The organism is Saccharopolyspora sp. NPDC002686, from assembly GCF_040295745.1.
Classification (GTDB): domain Bacteria; phylum Actinomycetota; class Actinomycetes; order Mycobacteriales; family Pseudonocardiaceae; genus Saccharopolyspora; species Saccharopolyspora oryzae.
Genome location: NZ_JBEOVY010000006.1, coordinates 26,824 through 46,759, shown reverse-complemented (window position 1 = coordinate 46,759; position 19,936 = coordinate 26,824). Strand labels below are relative to the sequence as shown.

Annotated in this window: 19 protein-coding genes; 8 read left to right on the top strand and 11 right to left on the bottom strand. The window is 69.2% G+C overall.

The window, feature by feature from the left end; genetic code table 11:
* The first annotated feature begins 2 nt into the window (after positions 1 to 2).
* The 3 genes from ABTZ89_RS01820 to ABTZ89_RS01810 all read left to right on the top strand — a co-directional run bounded on the left by ABTZ89_RS01820 (position 3) and on the right by ABTZ89_RS01810 (position 3,508).
* On the top strand, positions 3 to 902 hold the full coding sequence (locus ABTZ89_RS01820; RefSeq protein WP_351038947.1) for a carbohydrate ABC transporter permease: 900 nt from the start codon (positions 3 to 5) through the stop codon (positions 900 to 902).
* Positions 902 to 1,789, top strand: coding sequence for a carbohydrate ABC transporter permease (locus tag ABTZ89_RS01815; RefSeq protein ID WP_351038945.1), 888 nt, complete (start codon positions 902 to 904; stop codon positions 1,787 to 1,789). The genes ABTZ89_RS01820 and ABTZ89_RS01815 overlap by 1 nt, the downstream gene beginning before the upstream one ends.
* A gap of 102 nt (positions 1,790 to 1,891) precedes the next feature.
* Positions 1,892 to 3,508, top strand: a complete 1,617-nt coding sequence (locus tag ABTZ89_RS01810) for a glycoside hydrolase family 13 protein (protein WP_351038943.1) — start codon at positions 1,892 to 1,894, stop codon at positions 3,506 to 3,508.
* 114 nt (positions 3,509 to 3,622) lie between these two features.
* Here the strand turns inward: ABTZ89_RS01810 and ABTZ89_RS01805 are convergent, their stop codons facing one another.
* The 4 genes from ABTZ89_RS01805 to ABTZ89_RS01790 all read right to left on the bottom strand — a co-directional run bounded on the left by ABTZ89_RS01805 (position 3,623) and on the right by ABTZ89_RS01790 (position 8,509).
* Positions 3,623 to 4,954, bottom strand: coding sequence for a formimidoylglutamate deiminase (locus ABTZ89_RS01805; protein WP_351038941.1), 1,332 nt, complete (start codon positions 4,952 to 4,954; stop codon positions 3,623 to 3,625).
* The gene (gene hutI, locus ABTZ89_RS01800; RefSeq protein WP_351038939.1) at positions 4,951 to 6,168 is read right to left on the bottom strand and encodes an imidazolonepropionase; all 1,218 of its coding nucleotides are present in this window, start codon (positions 6,166 to 6,168) and stop codon (positions 4,951 to 4,953) included. The genes ABTZ89_RS01805 and hutI overlap by 4 nt, the downstream gene beginning before the upstream one ends.
* Before the next feature lie 5 nt (positions 6,169 to 6,173).
* Positions 6,174 to 7,925, bottom strand: coding sequence for a urocanate hydratase (hutU, locus tag ABTZ89_RS01795; protein ID WP_270953730.1), 1,752 nt, complete (start codon positions 7,923 to 7,925; stop codon positions 6,174 to 6,176).
* A 152-nt stretch (positions 7,926 to 8,077) separates the two neighbouring features.
* The gene (locus tag ABTZ89_RS01790) at positions 8,078 to 8,509 is read right to left on the bottom strand and encodes a nuclear transport factor 2 family protein (protein WP_351038937.1); all 432 of its coding nucleotides are present in this window, start codon (positions 8,507 to 8,509) and stop codon (positions 8,078 to 8,080) included.
* A gap of 204 nt (positions 8,510 to 8,713) precedes the next feature.
* Between ABTZ89_RS01790 and ABTZ89_RS01785 the strand changes: the two genes are divergently transcribed.
* Together ABTZ89_RS01785 and ABTZ89_RS01780 are read left to right on the top strand one after the other, a co-directional pair.
* Positions 8,714 to 9,604, top strand: a complete 891-nt coding sequence (locus ABTZ89_RS01785) for an LLM class F420-dependent oxidoreductase (RefSeq protein WP_351038935.1) — start codon at positions 8,714 to 8,716, stop codon at positions 9,602 to 9,604.
* Positions 9,601 to 10,068, top strand: a complete 468-nt coding sequence (locus ABTZ89_RS01780; protein ID WP_351038933.1) for a nuclear transport factor 2 family protein — start codon at positions 9,601 to 9,603, stop codon at positions 10,066 to 10,068. Before ABTZ89_RS01785 ends, ABTZ89_RS01780 begins: the two co-directional genes overlap by 4 nt.
* A gap of 7 nt (positions 10,069 to 10,075) precedes the next feature.
* Here ABTZ89_RS01780 and lhgD read toward each other — a convergent pair whose 3' ends face one another.
* Complete coding sequence (lhgD, locus tag ABTZ89_RS01775) at positions 10,076 to 11,305, bottom strand: L-2-hydroxyglutarate dehydrogenase (RefSeq protein ID WP_270953734.1); 1,230 nt, start codon at positions 11,303 to 11,305, stop codon at positions 10,076 to 10,078.
* Positions 11,306 to 11,371: 66 nt separating this feature from the next.
* On the opposite strand from lhgD, the gene ABTZ89_RS01770 reads away from it, so the two are divergent.
* A complete protein-coding gene (locus ABTZ89_RS01770; RefSeq protein WP_270953735.1) occupies positions 11,372 to 12,085 on the top strand; it encodes a GntR family transcriptional regulator in 714 nt (237 codons plus the stop codon).
* Positions 12,086 to 12,205: 120 nt separating this feature from the next.
* Here the strand turns inward: ABTZ89_RS01770 and ABTZ89_RS01765 are convergent, their stop codons facing one another.
* From ABTZ89_RS01765 to hisD, 4 genes are all read right to left on the bottom strand, one after another.
* The gene (locus tag ABTZ89_RS01765) at positions 12,206 to 12,721 is read right to left on the bottom strand and encodes a nuclear transport factor 2 family protein (protein ID WP_270953736.1); all 516 of its coding nucleotides are present in this window, start codon (positions 12,719 to 12,721) and stop codon (positions 12,206 to 12,208) included.
* Positions 12,722 to 12,731: 10 nt separating this feature from the next.
* On the bottom strand, positions 12,732 to 13,601 hold the full coding sequence (locus ABTZ89_RS01760; RefSeq protein WP_351038930.1) for an SDR family NAD(P)-dependent oxidoreductase: 870 nt from the start codon (positions 13,599 to 13,601) through the stop codon (positions 12,732 to 12,734).
* 177 nt (positions 13,602 to 13,778) lie between these two features.
* Positions 13,779 to 15,113 (bottom strand): MFS transporter, encoded by a 1,335-nt coding sequence (locus ABTZ89_RS01755; protein ID WP_351038928.1) that lies wholly within the window; start codon positions 15,111 to 15,113, stop codon positions 13,779 to 13,781.
* Positions 15,114 to 15,140: 27 nt separating this feature from the next.
* The gene (gene hisD / locus ABTZ89_RS01750) at positions 15,141 to 16,460 is read right to left on the bottom strand and encodes a histidinol dehydrogenase (protein ID WP_270953228.1); all 1,320 of its coding nucleotides are present in this window, start codon (positions 16,458 to 16,460) and stop codon (positions 15,141 to 15,143) included.
* A 111-nt stretch (positions 16,461 to 16,571) separates the two neighbouring features.
* Between hisD and ABTZ89_RS01745 the strand changes: the two genes are divergently transcribed.
* Positions 16,572 to 17,573: a LacI family DNA-binding transcriptional regulator gene (locus ABTZ89_RS01745; RefSeq protein WP_351038926.1), complete on the top strand. Its 1,002-nt coding sequence runs from the start codon at positions 16,572 to 16,574 to the stop codon at positions 17,571 to 17,573.
* A gap of 3 nt (positions 17,574 to 17,576) precedes the next feature.
* Here the strand turns inward: ABTZ89_RS01745 and ABTZ89_RS01740 are convergent, their stop codons facing one another.
* Entirely contained in the window at positions 17,577 to 18,473 is an 897-nt protein-coding gene (locus ABTZ89_RS01740) for a LysR substrate-binding domain-containing protein (RefSeq protein ID WP_351038924.1), read from the bottom strand.
* Between the two features lie 132 nt (positions 18,474 to 18,605).
* Between ABTZ89_RS01740 and ABTZ89_RS01735 the strand changes: the two genes are divergently transcribed.
* The gene (locus ABTZ89_RS01735) at positions 18,606 to 19,661 is read left to right on the top strand and encodes an NAD(P)H-dependent flavin oxidoreductase (protein ID WP_270953232.1); all 1,056 of its coding nucleotides are present in this window, start codon (positions 18,606 to 18,608) and stop codon (positions 19,659 to 19,661) included.
* Between the two features lie 65 nt (positions 19,662 to 19,726).
* Here the strand turns inward: ABTZ89_RS01735 and ABTZ89_RS01730 are convergent, their stop codons facing one another.
* On the bottom strand, positions 19,727 to 19,921 hold the full coding sequence (locus ABTZ89_RS01730; RefSeq protein WP_270953233.1) for a hypothetical protein: 195 nt from the start codon (positions 19,919 to 19,921) through the stop codon (positions 19,727 to 19,729).
* Positions 19,922 to 19,936: the final 15 nt, after the last annotated feature.

Sequence of the window (19,936 nt, the reverse complement as noted above, 5' to 3'; positions counted from 1 at the left end):
CCATGACCACTGCCCAGACCCGCCTCTCGACTCCTCGCAAGCAGAGTGGGCGCCGGATCGACCGCGCCTATTTGTTCATGGCCATCCCCGCAGCTGCGCTGTTCACCGCGTTCATGGTCGTCCCTGCGGTTGTGGCGATGTTCTTCAGCTTCACCGACTACGCGGGTTACGGGTCCTGGAAGTTCGTTGGACTGCGGAACTACCTGGGGATCTTCGACGATCCCGCCGTGCTGCGCGGCTATCGGTTCACCTTTGGTTTCGCGATCGTGACCGTGCTCCTCGTTAACGTGATCGCTTTGGCCCTCGCCCTCGGTCTCAATGCGCGCATTCGATTCCGCACCCTGCTGCGCACAGTGTTCTTCGTCCCGCTCGTCCTCTCCGCGATCGTCATCGCGTACGTGTTCAACTTCCTGCTCTCGAAGACCGCGCCCGCGTTGTTCACCACCCTGGGATGGAACGTGACGACCAGCGTGCTTGCTGACCCCAACTGGGCGTGGCTGGCTGTCGTTGGCGTGACCGCATGGCAGACCATTCCCGGGGCGATGATCATCTACATCGCCGGGCTTCAAGCCGTGCCCGAGGACCTCTACGAGGCGGCGCGCCTGGACGGCGCGGGCCGCTGGCGGACCTTCCGGAGCGTCACGCTTCCCCTGATCTCCGGATATCTGCTGATCAATACCATCCTCGGGTTCAAGGGCTACCTCAGCTCATACGACATCATCGTCGCCCTGACCAATGGCGGCCCAGGAGAAGCGACCCAGTCCGTCGCCATGCGCATCTTCACCGGCATGAACGCCGGCGACTACGCCTACCAGATGTCCAACGCTGTGATCTTCTTCGTGATCACTGTCGTGATCTCCCTTCTTCAGCTACGGCTCCCTCGCAGAGGAATGAGCATCTGATGACCGCCACCAGCAGCACGCAGGCAATCATGTCCGTACCTCGACCGGGGTCCCAAAAACCGAGGTCGCGGCGCAAGGGCGGTTGGAGGCTCACCGCCCTGCTCGCGGTCCTCTCCCTCTCAGTCTTGATACCCCTCTACCTCACCATCGCAATGGCGCTTAAGACGCCGGAACAAGCAGCGACGGGAAGCGGCCTGGAATGGCCGGCTCCCATCCAGTGGGACAACTTCGCCGTCGCCTGGAAGACAGTCAACTTCGGCCAGGCGATGATCTCCACCGCTGTCATCACCGCCATCGCCGTGGCAGGCGGTATCGTCGCCAGTGCCCTGCTGGCCTACGCAGTGGTGCGTAACTGGGACCGCCTGCTGTTCAAGACCCTTTACGTCTACATCCTTGCCGGCCTGTTCATCCCGATTCCCGTCGTGATCCTGCCGCTGGTGAAGCAGACAGCAATTCTCGGGCTGGATAACCCATTCGGAGTTGCACTGCTCTACATCGTCAGCGACCTGGCCTTCAACTCCCTCCTGTTCATCGCGTTCATCCGTTCCATCCCCCTCGAGCTAGAAGAGTCCGCACGAATCGACGGAGCATCCACCTGGCGAGTGTTCTGGAACATCGTCTTCCCACTTCTGGGCCCAATGATCGCAACAGTCGGGATCTTCACTTTCCTCGGTGCATGGAACGGATACCTCATCCCCCGGATGATCATCGCGGATCCCCACCTGCAGACGCTTCCCGTCGTGCAGTTCCTGTTCCAAGGGGAGTTCAACGTCAACTACAACCTGGCCTTCGCGTCGTATCTGATGGCCCTCGCTCCCACGCTGATCGCTTACGTCATCGCACAACGATGGGTGCTCTCCGGGGTCATGCGCGGCGCCATCAAGTAGGCAACTTGCGCCCACGAGGCAATCCATGAAAAGGAATACTCACCAGAAATGAACACCACAGTGCCCATTCAGCCCCTGTCAGGACCGGATCGCATCCAGAAGATGAACGACCCCGATTGGTGGAGGAACGCGGCGGTCTATCAGATCTACCCGCGCAGCTTCGCAGATGCCAACGGCGACGGCATCGGTGACCTCGCGGGTATCACCTCCCGGATCCCCTATCTGCGCGACCTCGGGATCGACGCAGTCTGGCTCAGTCCGTTTTACCCCTCCGCGCTGTCAGACGGCGGCTACGACGTCGATGAATATCGCGATGTCGACCCGCGGATCGGATCACTCGACGACTTTGACCTCATTGTCTCCGCTCTCCATGACGCGGGGCTGAAGATCATCGTGGATATCGTTCCCAACCACACCTCCGATCGTCACGCCTGGTTCCAGGAGGCACTGGCGGCCGGACCCGGTTCCCCGGCACGCGACCGTTACATCTTTCGTGGCGGAAAGGGAGAGCACGGGGAACTCCCTCCTGCGGACTGGCAATCGAAGTTCGGCGGTCCTGGATGGACACGCGTACCCGACGGGCAGTGGTACCTGCACACGTTCGCCAAGGAGCAGCCCGACCTGAACTGGGCCAACCGAGAAGTTCGCGATGATTTCCTGACGACGCTGGCATTCTGGGCGGACCGCGGCGTCGACGGCTTCCGGGTGGACGTCGCCCACTACCTCACGAAGGCGATCCCCGAGGTACTGCCCTCCTGGGAGGAGCTCCGCAGCCCTGGAGCCTACTCAGAAGGGTTCCATCCGCTCGTCGACCGCGACGAGGTACACGAGATCTACGCCGAGTGGCGCGCTTTGTTCAACAGCTACGCCCCTCCCCGTGCTGCCGTCGCGGAAGCATGGGTGCCCGCTCACCGCCGCGTCCGGTATGCGAGCCCGGAGTCGCTCGGGCAGGCATTCAACTTCGATCTGCTCAGCGCCGGCTGGGATGCTACGGAGTTCCGTCGCATCATCTCCGACAACCTAGACCTCGCCGCACGCTCCGGAGCCTCCAGCACCTGGGTCTTCTCCAGCCACGACAAGGTACGACACGCCACTCGCTTCGGGCTGGGAACCCGGACCAACGGAAAGGCATGGCTCCTCACCGGTGGCACCGACCCGGTGGAGGACCGCACGCTCGGTCTCGCCCGCGCCCGCGCCGCCACACTCCTCTCACTCGCTCTCCCAGGAAGCGCCTACCTGTACCAGGGCGAAGAGCTGGGGCTTCCGGAAGTCGCCGAGATTCCGGACGAATGCCGTCAGGATCCGGCCTTCTACCGCAACAAGGGCGTGGAAGTCGGCCGCGACGGATGCCGTGTCCCGCTGCCATGGACCCCGGACGGCTCCTCTTTCGGATTCGGCCCCGGCGGCGCGCATCTCCCCCAGCCCGCGTGGTTCGCCGGCTACGCCGTGACGATCCAAGACAACGACCCCGATTCCACGCTCAATCTGTACCGGCGAGCACTGGATCTCCGGAGCCGCCTGCGCACCCAGGAATCGCTGGAATGGCTGGACCTCGGACCCCACGTCGTCGCCTTCCGCCGACCGAACGGATGGACATCGATCACGAACTTCGGCGATGAGACGGTCGTGTTCGACGGCGGCGAGCAGCTGCTGTCCAGCTCCGCCACGTCCGAGGACGGCATCGTCGAGCCGAGCACCACGGCGTGGTTCGCCGCGTGAACACACGCGCGGTCACGCAACCTCCCACTTGAATCCTTGTCCACAAAGGACTTTTGGACCTCCGGTTTCCATTGAATTTGCGTCATCCGTGGTTCGGCGCCCCTCCTCCGGGGGTCAGCGGAGCAGGGTTTTGATGGTGCGGTTCAGGTCGCGGCCGGGTTCTGCGACCTTCTTGCTGCGGAAGTCGTCGACGACGACCTCGCCGCCGCGCAGGACCGTTCGGACGTCCCCGGCTTGGGCGGCGAAGAGCACGTGCGCCAGGACGTCTCCGGCCGCCGCACCGGCGGTGCGCGGAGTCGTCAGGTCCACCACGGTGAGGTCGGCCAGTTGACCCGCCTCGATCCGGCCTGCGTTCCAGCCCAGCGACGCCGCACCGCCCGCGGTCAGGGCGGTCGCGAGGTCGGGGACGCCGACGTGGCCGCGGGTGCCGGAGGTGACCCGGAGGTCGAGCTCGATGGCCCGGGCCTCCTCCAGCAGGTCGATCATCATGTGCGCGTCCGAGCCGACGCTGAGCCGCGCACCCGCTCCGTGCAGCAGACCGGCCGGGCCGACGCCGTCGCCCAGGTCGCGTTCGGTCGTGCTGCACATGCAGATCGTCGACCCGCTGGTGCCGTAGGCGGCGATGTCGGCCGCGGTCAGGTGGGTGGCGTGCACGGACGTCATGTCCGGTCCGAGCACACCCGCTTCGTCCAGCAGTGCGGTGGGTGTCAGGCCGAACCGGGCCAGGGCCGCCTCGTTCTCCGCCGGCTGCTCGGAAACGTGCGCGTGGATCGGCATTCCCCGGGAACGGGCGAACTCGGCGATCGGGGCGAACGCCTGGCGCGGGACCGCACGCACGCTGTGGATGGCCGCACCGGGGCGGGAGTTCGGTGTGGTGGGCAGCGCCGACACGCGTTCGGCCCAGGACTGCCAGGAACCGTCGGTGAAGCGGCGCTGCACGCCTTCGAGCTCCTGGCCGTCCACGCCGCCCTGGAGGTAGCAGGTGTCCAGCAGGGTGATCCGCAGGCCCGCGTCCACCGCCGCCTGGACCACCGCGTGCCCCATGGCGTTCGGGTCCGCGTAGGGGCGGCCGCGCGGATCGTGGTGCAGGTAGAAGAACTCGCCGACGCTGGTGATCCCGGCCAGGGTCATCTCCGCGTAGGTGGCCCGCGCGAGGTCGTACAGCGAATCCGGGTCCAGTGCCCCGGCGACCCGGTACATCAGGTCCCGCCAGGCCCAGAAGCTGCCCACGTCGCGCTGGCCCTGCCCGCGGATCACGCGGTGGAACACGTGCGAGTGGCCGTTGGCGAAGCCGGGGAGCGTCAGCCCGGCCAGCCAGGTGGAACCGTCCGATGTGGACACGTTCGGGGTCGCGCTGGTGATGCGCTCCCCCTCGACCTCGATGAGCACGTCCCGTTCCGGGGCGTCCCCGCCCAGCCACGCGTACTCCGCCAAGAAGCGCTTCATCTCGCACCCTCCGCTCCGACAACGGTTCCAGCTCGCACCACGGAGTCCACAGTGGATCCTGATAGCCGGTACGCCAGGTGTTCGTGGCTCGGGATGTCCAGGACCAGCACGTCCGCCTCCCTGCCCGCGGTCAGCGAACCGATCTGGTCTCCCAGCCCCAGAGCGCGCGCTCCGCCCAGGGTCGCCGCCCGGATCGCCGCCGCCACGCTCATCCCGCCGGTGCGGCAGGCCATCACGATCGCCGTCTGCATGCTGGTCGTCCAGCACCCCGGGCACACGTCGGTGGCCAGCGCGATCTCCATCCCCGCCCGTTGCAGGCGCGCGGGGTCCAACGGCTTCGGATGGGCGACGGCGTAGTCCAGGCAGGGCATGTACACGCCCACCGCACCGGCCTCGGCCAGCACTTCCAGCTCCGCGTCCGAAGTGTGGTTCAGGTGGTCCGCGCTGACGACGCCGAGCCGTGCGGCGACCTCGGCGAACCCGGTGCGGCTGTAGGCGTCCAGGTGGATCTTGGGCGCCAGGCCGTGCGCCAGCCCGGCCTCCAGGATCCGCTCGGCCTGCGCCGGGGTGAAGTACCCGTCGTCGCAGTACACGTCGTTGAACGCGGCCGAACCGGCGACCTCCGGCAGCTGCGCGATGATCTCCGCCGTCCACTCCTCGGGGTCGCGACCCGGCTCGATGGCGTGACCGCCCAGGTAGGTCGACACCAGCCGGGCATCCGCCGCCTCCGCCAGCAGCGCGTTGGCCACCAGCAACCGCTGTTCGGACTCCCGGCTGAGCCCGTACCCGGTCTTGGACTCGAACGTGGTCGTGCCCGATGCCACCATCTCCCGCACCCGCGGCAGGGCTTGCTGGACGAGCTCGGCCACCGACAGCGCCCGCGTGTCGGCCATCGTCCCGGTGATGCCCACCGTCGCGCCCGCGGGCGGGGATGTCCCGGCCGCCTTCGCCGCGTACTCCGCGGCCCGGTCCCCGCCGAAGACCACGTGGGTGTGGCTGTCGACGAAACCGGGCAGGACGACCTTGCCCGAGGCGTCGATCACCCGGCGCCCCCGGTAACCGGAGACGTCGCCGACGGCGACGATGCGCCCGCCGTCGGCCGCGAGCCCCCCGCCCCGGACGCGGCCGATGAGATCGGGCGCGTCCGGGGCGCAGGTGAGCAGCTCGGCAGCGTCGGTGATGACCAGGTCGACCACCTGGGTCTGCTCGGTCATGGCGCTCAGCCCTCGTCGTCCGGGCCGAAGGTCGCCTTCGGGGTCCACCACAGCGGGATCGACAGGCCCTCGCCGGGCCCGACGGTGGTGGCCACCTCGCGCGCCCGGTCGTAACCGGACTGGGCGTGGCGCACGACGCCGATGCCGGAGTCCACCGTCAGGGCGGCCTTCAACCGGAACGCGGCGATGTCGGTGCCATCGGCGATCATGGTGACGCCGGTGTGCACCGAATCGCCCATCGCGTAGTTGGCCTGGATGGCGATCAGGTCGCACATCGCCGAGGCGTTGAGCAGGCCGTTGAGGTAGGGCCAGTCGGAGATCACGTCCGAGCCGTCGGGCATGTTCTCGGTCTCGAAGGTCGGGTTGATGATCGAACCGCTGTCCAGGTTGTCCCGGGAGAACGCCACCGGCCCGGCGATCTCACCGGACTTGATCAGCTCGTTCACCGCGAGGCCGAACTTCTTGCGCTGCCCGAAACCGAGGTAGCAGACCCGGGCGGGCAGGGCCTCGATCGGCACGTGCCGGCGGGCGAGGCCGATCCAGCGGGTGACCAGCTCGTCGTCGGCGAACAGCTCCACCGCCAGGTCGTCGAGCCGGGCGAGGTCGGCGGGATCCCCCGAGGTGCAGGTCCAGCGGAACGGGCCTCGGCCCTCCAGGAACAGCGGCCGCAGGTAGGCCGCGACGAAACCGGGGATCTTCATGGCATCGGCGAAGCCGTGCTCCTCGCACTGGCGGCGGATCTGGTTGCCGTACTCGAACGTCGGCACGCCGAGGTCGTAGAACCGGTTCATCGCCTTGAGCTGCCGGACCATGGCGTCGCGCGAGAGCTCGAAGTAGGCGTCGCGGTCGCGCTTGCGGAACTCCTCGGCCTCCGCCACCGAACAACCGACCGGCACGTAGGCCACCGGGTCGTGGGCCGGGGTCATCTCGGTGACCACGTCGGGGCGGAAGTCGTGTTCCAGGGCGTACTCGAACAGCTCTGTCGCGTTGGCCACGACGGCGATGCCGAGCGGCTTTCCCTCGTCAGCGGCCTTGCGCGCCATCGCGAGCGCTTCCGGGATGGACTCGGCGAGGACGTCGCAGTAGCCGATCCGGATGCGGTTGTTGATGATGCGCTCGTCGACGTCCGCGCACACCGCCACACCACCGAGCATGGTCATGGCACGGGGCTGGTTGCCGCCCATGCCTCCCATGCCGGCGCACAGCAGGATCTTGCCCTCCCAGGACCCGTCCAGGTGGACGGCCGCGACGGACCGGAGCGTTTCGAAGGTGCCCTGGATGACCCCCTGCGTCCCGATGTACTCCCAGGGCGCGGCGGTGTACTGGGCGAAGATCGTGAGGTTCTGGTCCTCCAGCTGGTAGAAGCGCTGCCAGCTGGGGCGGACGAAGTTGGTGGTGGCCATGACCACGCGCGGCGCGAGCTCGTGCGTCTGGAACACGGCGACCGGCATGCCCGACTGCACGACCAGCGTCTCGTCGTTCTCGAGCTGCTTCAGCGCCTCGACGATGGCGTGGTAGGACTCCCAGTTCCGCGCGGCCTTGCCGATGCCGCCGTAGACGACGAGGCGTTCGGGATGCTCGGCGACCTCCATGTTGTTCTCGAGCATCCGCAGGATGGTCTCCTGCTTGGGCCCCTTGCAGCGCAGGACGTCCCCGCGCTGGGCCTTGATCCCGCGCAGGACTTCGGGCGCCTGCGCAGGCGGATCCGGGAAGGACGTGGCCATGTGCACGTACTTGTTCTCAGCTGCCCGCGTCATCGCGAACTCCCCTTCTCACCGGCCAGAAGAGCGGCACTGGATGGACGTCAGCGCGCGGGTCCCGGCGCTGACCGGACCACAGTCAAGCGCCGGGCGGAAAGCCCCAGCAACGCCCATTCCCACAGCACGAGAACAGTCGCTCCGGGTCGTGATCAGGTGGGAGGCGGCGGAACGGTGCAGGAGTAGGACGCCTCCTCGACGCGCTCCTTGATCCGCCAGGTCCCGTCGACCCGGACGAACGCGTCGACGTACCAGAACCCGCATATCAGCACCCCGCCGTCCGGCAGCACCAACGGGTTGTGGCACATCGTGCGCCCGGTCGCCGCGTCGCCGTCGACGCTGATCGCCGGGTTGGCGATCAGGTGCTGGAAGGCCGGGAAGGCGGGGAGGACTTCGGCCAGGAACTCCTTGATCTCGGCCAGGTTCCCGCGCGCTCCGCCCGTGGCGGTGTAGTCGATCAGCGCGTCCTCGGTGAACACCTCGTCGAGGAGGTCCCACTGCCGCGTGTCGACGGCGTGGCAGTAGCGGACCATGAGGTCCTGGATCTCCAACCGGTCCGAGATCTCCTGCAGGGACAGCATCATTCCCCGATCTGTGGCCGAAGTGGACGGTGCTGCGCAGTCCTGGGCATCGGACGTGCAACCGGCTCGCAGCCACCATGGACCACCGCGCCGTTCGAAGGCAAGCGCGGATCCCGTTGCGCAGCAAGGGCTCCGCGCACTGGCCCGAACAGAGCACCAAGCAAACGATAGGTTTGCTTTCCGGCGGACCTCTCCTACCATGTGACCATGGGAATGAAGTACGCAGTGATCGCTCCCGTGTCGGCAGGCGTCACCGCGCGCCCCGAATGGATCGGCGGCTACGCGGAGCACCTCGAGGCCTGCGGCTTCGAATCCCTCGTCGCGGTCGAGCACGCGGTGGTGGTCAGCAGGTACTCCAGCACGTACCCGTACGCCTCCTCCGGGAAGATGGAGCTGGCCGATGACCTGGACATCCCGGATCCGCTGGAACTGCTGTGCTTCCTCGCTGCGCGCACCACGCGGCTGAAGCTCGCCACCGGGGTGCTCGTCCTGCCCAACCACCACCCCGTGGTGCTGGCGAAGCGGTTGGCGACCATCGACGCCCTCTCCGGTGGGCGGCTCCGGCTCTGCGTCGGCATGGGCTGGATGAAGGAGGAGATCGAGGCGTGCGGCGCCGACTTCGCCACCCGCGGACGCCGGGCCGACGAGCAGATCGACGTGCTGCGCGCGCTGTGGGCCGACTCCTCCCCCGACGGTGTGGACCACCACGGCGAGTTCTTCGACTTCGACGGCGCGATGAGCTATCCCAAGCCGGTCGGCGGGAACATCGAGATCCACATCGGCGGGCACAGCGCCGCCGCCGCACGCCGAGCCGGCCGTCGCGGCGACGGCCTCCAACCGCTGGGCGTGGCAGGCGAGGAGCTGGCGAAGCTGGTGGACGTGATGCGCAGCGAGGCGGAGGCCGCCGGCCGGGACCCCGACGCGCTGGAACTCAGCCTCGGCCACGCGGTTTCGCGCATCACCCCCGAGAAGGCCGAGTCCCTCGCGGAACGCGGAGCCCACCGGATCGTCCTGCAACCGACACCGACCGCAGACCTGGAGGAGGCCAAGGACGAGCTCTCCGCCTGCGCCGAACGACTCGGTCTCGACAGACGATGAGCCTCACCACCGCGGACCGGCAGGCCCTGGCCGACCTCGTCGCCCGCTACGCCGCCAACGTCGACCAGCGGTCGGCCGGATCAGCGCTCGCGCTGTTCACCGACGACGCGGTGCTGGGCGTTCCCGCACCACCGGACGAGCTCGGCCCGACCTCGTTCCTCGAGGGACCGGACATCGCCGTCGCGATGCAGGTGGTCGAGAGATATCCGATGACCAAGCACGAGATCGTCGGCCAGCTGTTCGACGAGACCGAGGACCCGCACACCGCGACCGGCCGGATCTCGTGCATCGCCCACCACTTGCGCCGGAACTCGGCGGGCGAGTTGGAAGACCTGATCTGGCACCTCACCTACGCCGACACCTACCGCGAGAGCGGCGGAACGTGGCGCTACGCGAGGCGCGAGATCACCATCGACTGGATCGAACGCCGAACACCCCGCCGCTGGCGCATCGCGGAGGCGTGACCCGGCATCATCGAGTGCGGCGCGAGGCGAGGTCGTGGCGTTCGATCACGTTCTCCACGATGTGCTCGGCGATGGCCAGCGACGACGTCGCACCGGGCGACGGAGCGTTGCGCAAGTGCGTGACCGGACCGACGTGCTGGATCACGAAGTCGTCGACGAGCTTGCCGTCGCCGGCGAGGGCCTGCGCGCGAATACCGCGCGGCATCCGCGCGAACCGGGCACCTTCGATGGCGGGGACGTAGCGCGCCGCGTCCTTGATGAACTTCTTGGCCGAGAGAACTCCGAGGATCTCCCGCCGGGCCCCGGCCAGGTTCTCGGACGCGAATCGCCAGAACCCGGGATCCGCGGCGATCGCGAGGGAATCGCGCACGTTGATGCCCAGCCCCCGGTAGATCTCCCGCGAGAAGGACAGGAAGGCGTTCGGCCCGACCGTCATCGCACCGTCGACCCGCTTCGTGAGGTGCACGCCCAGGAACGGGTACTTCGGGTCGGGCACGGGGTAGACGAGTCCGCGCGTGATGTCCCGGAAGCGGGGTTCGAGGACCAGGTACTGCCCGAAGAAGGGCACGATGGAGGGGGATTTGGCAGCCCCGGAACGCTGCGCCAGCCGGTCGGACTGCAATCCCGCGCACGCGATCACGTTGTCGAACCGCTCGTCTCCCCGACTGGTGCGAACGCGCACGCCGCCGCCGGATGGTTCATCGACACCGAGGACCTCGACGCCCAAGCGCACGTCCACCCCAGCGCTCCTGGCGTCCTCGACGAGTGAGCGCGTGACCGCCGCGTAGTCGATGATCGCGGTGTCCGGCGAATGGATCGCGGCGATACCGCGCGCTTCCGGCTCGATCTCCCGCAGTTCGGCGCCGCTGATGAGGCGAACGCCGGGAACGCCGTTCTTCGTCGCCCGGTCGTAGATCGCGTCGAGGCGCCCGCGCTCCACCTCGTCGAGCGCGACGACCACTTTCCCGCAGCGCTCGTAGGGGATGTCGTGCTCGGCCACGTAGTCCTGCAGCAACTGCACACCGCGACGGCAGAGCCGCGCTTTCAACCCGCCGGGCTCGTAGTAGAGCCCCGCGTGCACGACGCCCGAGTTGTGCCCGGTCTGGTGGGCCGCGAGCTCGCGTTCCTTCTCGAAGAGCACGACCTGCGCACCGGGGAGTTGCCGGTTCAACTCGCGGACGACCGCGGCACCGATGATGCCGCCGCCGACGACCGCGACACGGCGCGTCTCAACCATTCGTTCCCTCTCGTCGTCCGGGGCGCGTCACCGTGCTGCGCCGACGCATCCGGCAGAATCGGCAGTGTGGAAGCTCTCGACGTCAGCAGCGTGACCGGCCGCGTCCTCGACCAGCTCCGGGCGGCGATCATGAGCGGCGAGCTCGAGCCCGGCCGGCTCTACAGCGCCGCGGCCCTGGGCGAGCAGCTCGGCGTGTCGAGAACCCCGATCCGCGAAGCATCGCACGAACTGGCCCGCCTCGGACTCGTCGAGATCGAGCGCAATCGCGGCATCCGCATCGTCGCGACGTCGGTCGAAACCCTCCTCCAGGGGTTCGAGGTCCGCCTCATGCTCGAGGTCCCCCTGGCCCGCCGCGCCACCCGGCACGCCCGGGACGAGCCCGGCGTCCGCCGCCGCCTCACCGAGGTGCACGAGCGCTTCCGCGATGTGGCGGCAGAGGGCGACGCCGAGCTCACGCTGCGAACCGACCGCGACTTCCACACGGTCCTGCTCGAGCTGAGCGGCAACGACCGGGCCACCAGCGTCCTGCGCGAACAGCGCGACATGGTCCTGGAGAGCGGCGTCGGAACCGTCCCGACGTCCCGCACGCCCGTCGAGTGCTTCGAGGACCACGCCGACATCTACGAAGCCTTCATGGCCGGGGACGAAGCGGCGATCGGCGAGGCCATGAGCCGCCACATCGTCAACACGGCCACCCTCCTCATCGCCCAGGAGTCCCGCCGGCGCTCGGAGTTCCACGACCACGGCGTGGCCGACCGCCTCCGCGGCCTCCTCACCTGATCCACCCCGAACAGGACGCCCGAGGTCGAGGTACTCCGTGTGCACCTGAACACCGTAGGCCGAGTAGCATGCAACATGCAACGATGGGCGGACTCGACCTGCCCGAGAGCGCCTGCCGGGTTACTCCGGCACCTCGGGGCCGGGGGCGACGTCGGCGCCTTCCGGGATCGGGAAGGTCACGCCGGTCAGCGGGATGACCTGCGAGCGCTGGATCTTCCACTCGCCGTCCTCGACCACGTACCGGTCCCGGTACTCCAGCGAGTTCTGCTCGATGACGCCGTCGACGAGGTTGACCCGCATGAACCAGAACGTCCAGCTGCCGACCGCGGTGCCGGCGTCGACCAGCTCGATGTCCGGGTGGACTCCCTGGTGGATGTCGTTGTAGAGCCAGCGGTCGCCATCCCGGCGCAGGGCCAGGTGGCTGTAGAGCTCGACGAGCTTCTCGCGGCCCTCGAAGCCGCCGAGCGGCCCGTAGTCGATCTCGGCGCCCTCGCGCACGAAGCACTCCCGGAAGGCATCGGGATCCTTGCTGTCGCAGGCGCGCCAGTACCGGTACTTCAGGCGTTCGATCTGCTGGATCGCTTCCAGGCGCGCCACCCTGCGAGCGAGGTCGCGCACGTCCACCTCGTCGGACATCTCTCCCACCTCACTCCACCACGGCTTCGCTGAACTCCACCGGAGAACCGAGGAACTGCCGGTGCGACGCCGGTGCCTTGCCGTCCACGTCGACCACCCCGAGTTCCGCACCGAGCTCAGCGCCGACCAGCACCTTCCCCGAGTACCGCATCCGATCCGGGTGCGCGGCGAGGGCGGCGATGACCCGCCCGGTGAACTCCGGCGATTCGGCCATCGCGGTCAGTTCGCCGTAGCGCTCGGGATCGGCGTTCAACGCAGCCTCGGTGCGCTCAGTGCGCAGCAGCCCCATCCAGATCGACACCGCGGCCACGTCGAACGGTTCGAGGTCCACGGCCATGTCGTGCGCCATCTTGTCCGCACCCGCCTTCACCGACCCGTAGGCCGGGCCGTGCATGTAGCAGGTGCCACCGAAGGACGAGGTGTTGACCAGCAGACCACCACCGGTGCCGGCGAGCAGCGGTGCGCCGAAGTAGCCGGACACGTAGCTGGATCGCAGCCCGACGTCGAACATCTCCTGCAGCGCAAGCGGTTTGGACCAGAACGGTCCCGGGTTCGCCAGCTGGTCCGGGACGACGAACGCGTTGTTGACCAGCACGTCCAGCCTGCCGCGCTCGGCGCGCACCCGCCCGAACAGCGCCTCGACCTGCGCGTCGTCGCGGTGGTCGCAGACCACCGGGATTCCGGTACCGCCCCTGCGGTCGATCTCGTCGGCGGTGGCGAACACCGTGCCCGGAAGCGCCGCATCGCCTTCTTGCGCGGTCCGACCCGTGACGTAGACCGTCGCTCCGGTTTCGCCCAGGGCCAGGGCGATCCCCTTGCCCGCGCCCCGGCTCGCGCCGGTGACCACCGCGACCCGGCCGCCTGCCTGCTCGTTGGTCATGCAACCGCTCCCAGTCCCGGCCCGCCGGCCGACCGCGCGAGTGAAAAACCAAACGCTTGCTTGAGCGACCGAGCCTATCCGAGGAGGTCGACGAGTCAAGCCCGCGATCGCGGGCCCCGCACGCCGGAGCCGCCTGCAGCACCGGGCCGGTGCGGCAGGCGGCTCCGGGGACTGCGGTTATGCGTCGACGCGCTGCTCCGGGTTCTTCCGCGGCGCGTGGAGGCTGCGGCGGAAGGTTTCCGGGGCCGCGAACATCGAGGCCGCTGCGATGAGGGCTCCTGCGGCGACCAGCGCCGCCACGCTCCACGACGCCCCGCCGGACCACATGATCAGCGACGTCGCCAGCAGCGGGGTGAAGCCGCCCAGCAGGACGCTGCCGATCTGGTAGCCGATGGACACCCCGCTGTAGCGCAGGCGCGGCTCGAACAGCTCGGTGTAGAACGCCGCGATGGGCGCGAACACCGCACCGTGCGGGACCGCGAGCGCGATGGCCAGGGCCAGCGCGATGAGCATCGGGGACCGGGTGTCGACCAGCCAGAAGAACGGCCAGGCGTAGGCGGCCATGAACACCGCACCGCCGATGAACACCGGCCGCCGCCCGACGCGGTCCGACAGCGCACCCCACAGCGGCAGCACGACGATGTTCAGCGCCGCCGCCAGCATCACCCCGGTCAGCCCGGCCTGACGCGGCAGGTCGAGTTCTTGGGTGATGTAGGTGAGGATGAAGACGGTGAACACGTAGTAGTTCCCGCCCTCCGCGAAGCGGACCCCGATCGCGATCAGGATCTGCTTCGGGTGGGTGCGCAGCACCTCGATCAGCGGACGGCGCGACGGCCCGCCGGATTCCACCGCCTCCGCGAAGGACGCGGACTCGGTGATGCGGAACCGGATGTAGAGCCCGACCAGCGCCAGCACGATGCTCAGCAGGAACGGGATCCGCCAGCCCCAGCTGATCAGCTGGGGTTCCGGCAGCAGCGAGACGATGCTGAACACCCCGGTGCCCAGCAGGAGTCCCGCCGACACACCGGTTTGCGGCCACGCGCCGTACCGGCCGCGCTTGCCGTCGGGCGCGTGCTCGACGGCCATCAGCACCGCGCCGCCCCACTCGCCGCCGACCGCGAAGCCCTGGACCAGCCGCAGCAGCACCAGGAGCGCCGGTGAGGCGATGCCGATCTGCTGGTAGGTGGGCAGCAGACCGATCAGCGTCGTCGCCCCGCCCATCAGCGTCAGGGTCATCACGAGGGTGGCCTTGCGGCCGAGCCGGTCACCGTAGTGACCGGCCACGAAACCGCCGAGCGGACGGGCGATGAACCCGGCCGCGAAGGTCCCGAACGCGGCCAGCGTGCCCGCTGCCGGGCTGATGTTGCTGAAGAACAGCTGGTTGAAGATCAGCGCCGCAGCCGTGCCGTAGATGGTGAAGTCGTACCACTCGATGACGCTGCCGATGGTGCTGGACGTCAAGGTTCTCGACGCCGACGAGACCCCGGCACGCGTCGTTGCGTTGGAGGACATGCGCGGTGCGCCTTTCGGTGTGGCTGGTCAGGACCGGGCGAAAGCGTTGGGCGCCCAGGGCAATTCGGCGCCGCCGAACTTCGCGGCCCGGACGTCGCCGGAGCGGGCGTGGCCCTCGAACAGCTCGACGCGGGCCGCGCGGCCGCACACCTCGCCGAGCTGCGCGCTGGAGGCCGGGTCGGTGACTTCCTGGTAGGTCACGGTCTTGAGGTACTTGCCGACCCAGAGCCCACCGGTGTAGCGGGCCGCACCGCGGGTGGGCAGCACGTGGTTGGTGCCGATGACCTTGTCGCCGTAGGACACGCAGGTGCCCTCGCCCAGGAACAGCGCGCCGTAGTTGCGCATCTTCTCCAGCGCCTCGCGCGGCTGCGCGGTGAGGATCTGGACGTGCTCGCTGGCGTAGGTGTCGGCCAATTCGTATGCGGCGCCGAGGTTTTCGACGACGTGCACCTCGCCGTGGTCGCGCCAGGCCGCTTCGGCGTTGTCGCGGGTGGGCATCTCCGGCAGCAGCTCGTCGACGTGCTGGAGGACCGAGCGTCCGAGCTCTTCCGAGGTGGTGATCAGCACCGCCGGCGAGTCCGGGCCGTGCTCGGCCTGGCTGAGCAGGTCCACCGCCACCACGAACGGGTCGGCGGTCTCGTCCGCCACGATCAGGACCTCGGTGGGGCCGGCGAACAGGTCGATGCCGATCTCGCCGAACAGCTGCCGCTTGGCCTCCGCGACGAAGGCGTTGCCGGGCCCGGCCAGCATGTCCACCGGCGCGATGGTCTCGGTGCCCAGCGCCATGCTCACCACCGCCTGCACACCGCCGAGCAGGTAGATCTCGTCGGCACCGGCCAGGTGCATGGCGGCCACGGTGGCGTCCGGGACCTCGCCGCGGATCGGCGGCGTGCAGGCCACCACCCGCGGGACCCCGGCGGTCTTGGCGGTCAGGATCGTCATGTGCGCCGACGCCAGCAGCGGGTACCGCCCGCCCGGCACGTACGCCCCGGCCGCGGAGACCGGGATGTGCTTCTGCCCCAGGTGGACGCCGGGCAGGGTCTCCACCTCGAACTCCTGCATCGACGCGAGCTGCCGCTCGGCGAAGTTGCGCACCTGCTGCTGGACGAACTCGATGTCGTCGATGACCTGCTGCGGAACGCGCGCGATGATCTCGTCGATCTGCTCGGCCGACAGCCGGAACGACTCGGGCTGCCAGTTGTCGAACTTCTCCGAGTACTCGCGAACCGCCTGGTCACCGCGGGTGCGAATGTCGGAGACGATCGCCGCGACCTTCTCCTGCACGTCGGGCGAGGAGGTCGTGGTCCCCGCCGAGGTGGTGGCCGGGGCTTTGAGCGAGACAACCATGGGTTCCGTGATCCCTTCCGATGTTTACGTACACATCGCACCATAGGCCGATACCATGTTTACGTAAACCAGCAGGGCCAACTCCCTCGATACAGACCTCGGAGGTGCTCGGTGGTCACCAGCCGCGACGTAGCGCAGCTGGCCGGCGTTTCGCAGATGACGGTGTCCCGCGTCCTGCAGGGCAGCGACAAGGTCGCCGCCGCGACCCGGGAACGCGTCCTGGCCGCGATGCAGGAGGCCGGCTACCGCCCCCACGCCGCAGCGCGCACCATGCGGACCCGGCGCACCTCGACCGTCGGCGTCGTGGTCGCCGACATCACCAACCCCTTCTACCCGCAGCTGCTGGAAGCGGTCGGCCAGGCGCTGGAGGCGGCCGGTCAGCGCATGGTGCTCTGGAACGCACCCGATCCCGGCGGATCGAGCGCCCTGCAAGCGCTGGACGAGGGCACGGTCGACGGGCTGATCTTCACCACCATCACCGAGGGGTCGGACCAGCTCTCCGACGCGCTCCACCGGGGCGAGCCGATCGTGCTGCTGCACCGCGGACTGGACTCGCTGGACTGCGACCAGGTCACCACCGACAACCTCACCGGCGGCCGGGCGGTGGCCGACTACCTGGTCGCCACCGGGCACACCCGGATCGGCTTCCTGCAGGGCCCCGAGCTGACCAGCACCGCCCGGCACCGCGAACGCGGATTCCGCGACCGCCTGGCCGAACTCGGCCACCCGCTGGCCGCGGAGCTCACCGGCCAGGGCGGGTTCGCCCACGACCTCGCCCGCTCGGCGATGCGCGAGCTCCTCGCGCAGGACGACCCGCCCACGGCGGTCTTCTGCGCCAACGACCTGACCGCGCTCGGCGCGGTCGACGGCGCGGTGTCGATGGGCCGGCGCGTCCCCGAGGACGTGTGGGTGATCGGCTACGACGACATCGCGATGGCGTCGTGGGATTCCTACGACATCACCACGGTCCGCCAGCCCATCGCGGAGATGGCCCGCGCCGCCGTGCACCTCCTGCTGGAACGCGTCGACGACCGCTCGCTGCCGCCCCGGAAGGAGCAGTTCCCCAGCGAACTCGTGGTCCGCAGCTCCACGGCGCGCACCGAGGTCCGCTGAACGTCAGTCGTTCAGCGCGACCAGTTCCGGTGCTGCGCGGCCGGTTTCGCGAAGGTGGCGGTGGAATTCCGCCAGCGCCGTGGTGACGTGCGCGTCGCGGCGGCGCACGAACACGGTCGCGGATCTCGCGTCGACGGGCGCCGGTCGGTGCATGCGGAGCCGGGGGCGCAGTTCGGAGCGTTCGACCACCTCGCGGGGCATCATCGTGATCCCGAGTCCGGCGGCGACGCAGCCGAGGATCCCTTCGACGGTGCCGGAGTCGAGGACCTTCGGTTCCACCCCGCGCGACCTGGCAACGGCTTCGAGACCGCGCCGGTAGGCGCACCCCGCGCGGAAGACGAGCAGCCGGGCGCCGTTGGGGCTGCGCAGGGCGTCGTCGAGGTCGCGGTGGCGCACTGCGGTGACGACCGCCATCTCCTCGGTGAAGACCTCGTCCTCGTGCAGGTCTGCGTCGTTCACCGGTCCCGCGACGAGAGCTCCGTCCAGTGCGTGCTCCTTGACCATGACCACCAGCGAATCGGTGGGGCCGGTGAGCACGGACAGGTCGACGTCCGGCCAGGCCGCGGTGTAGGACTCGAGGACGGGCGGGAGCCGGAAACCGGCCGTGGAATCCATCGCTCCGATCCGCAGCGGGCCGCTGGGCGTCTCGTCCCGGACGACGCGGGCGGCCTCGTCCGCGAGCGAGGTGATCCGCCGGGCGTAGTCGAGCAGCTGCTCCCCCGCCGAGGTCAGGGCGACGCCCCGGGCGTGCCGCCGGAGGAGGGTCGCCCCGAGCTCTCGTTCCAGCCCCGCGATGCGGGCGCTGATGCTGGACTGCACGGTGTGCAGTTCCGCGGCCGCGCGCGTGATGCCGCCGGTGCGCGCCACCGCGACGAAGATCCGCAGGTCGGACAGCTCCACGCGTTCTCCCGAGATCGAGTGTTCGCCTGTGGCGATGGCAGCGTTCGCCACTCATCGTTGGACACGATGGCAGGTGCAGCCTAGCGTCCTCCGTGCACCTCGGACTTCGGATCGACAGCTGGGAGAGCAGTGGTGGCGGGACAGCAAGTGCAGCAACGGGTTCAGGACTTCTGCGCGCGCTTCGGCCTGCGGGTGCCGATCCTGGAAGCACCGATGGCCGGCGCCTGCCCGCCCGCGCTGGCGATCGCGGTGGCCGAAGCCGGTGGGCTCGGCGCGAACGGCGTGGTGCTCGACCAGCCGGAACGCATCGCCGACTGGATGGCGGAGTTCCGCGCCGGGACGAACGGCCCGTGCCAGCTCAACACCTGGATCCCGGACGAGCCGGTGGACGCGCCGGACCGGGTGCGGGCGGCCGAGCAGTTCCTGAACCGGTTCGGCGAAGCGGGCGAGCCCGCGGGGCCCGGGCCGGTCTTCGCCGAGCAGTGCGAGGCGATGCTGGCCGCCCGGCCTGCGGTCATCTCGTCGATCATGGGCCTGTTCGAGCCCGACTACGTCGAGCGGCTGCACCGCGAGGGCATCGCTTGGTTCGCCTGCGCGACCAACATCGCCGATGCGATGGCCGCCCAGGAAGCCGGTGCGGATGCCGTCGTCGCCCAGGGCATGGAAGCCGGCGGGCACCGGGGCAGCTTCGACCCGCAGACCGCCGAGCAGATCGACGTCGGCCTGTTCTCCCTGCTCCCCTACCTGGCCGACCGGCTGCGGGTTCCCATCATCGCCGCTGGTGGCATCACCGATGGCCGCGGCGTGGCGGCCGCGCTGGCCCTCGGCGCGAGCGCGGTCCAGGTGGGAACCGCGCTGCTGCGCTCCCCCGAGGCCGGCATCGACCCGGCCTGGTCCGCCGCCATGGAGGGGCTGTCCCCGGAGCAGACGATCCCCACCCGCGCCTACTCCGGCCGCCTCGGACGCGCGGTGCCGACGCAGTTCGTGGAGGCGTGGACCGGCGACGGAGCTCCCCTGCCCGCCCCCTACCCCGACCAGCGACGACTGGTGGGCCAGTGGCGCCGGGGCGGTGCCCGGGTCGACCGCGCCAACAACTGGGCCGGTCAGAGCGCGGCCCTCGCCACCACGGCACCCGCGGGGGAGATCATCGAGCGCATGTGGGCGGACGCCCGCGAGCTGCTCGCCTGAACCGCGGTCAGCAGATGACGAAGCCCCGCACCTGAGGCGCGGGGCTTCGTCGTCCGGTTCCTCGCTCAGGCGCCGGAATCGAAGGCGAACACAGCACCGCCCCCGGAAGCGACGACCGCGTCACCGGTGAACGCGAAGAAGGTGTTGGCAGCACCGGGAGCGACGATGAAGGTGGGGGATTCGGCAGCCGAAGCGACCCCGGTGCCCACGAGGGCGAGTCCGGCGGTGAGGATCGCGACAGCAGCTGCACGCAAGCGCATTGTGAAACTCCTTGA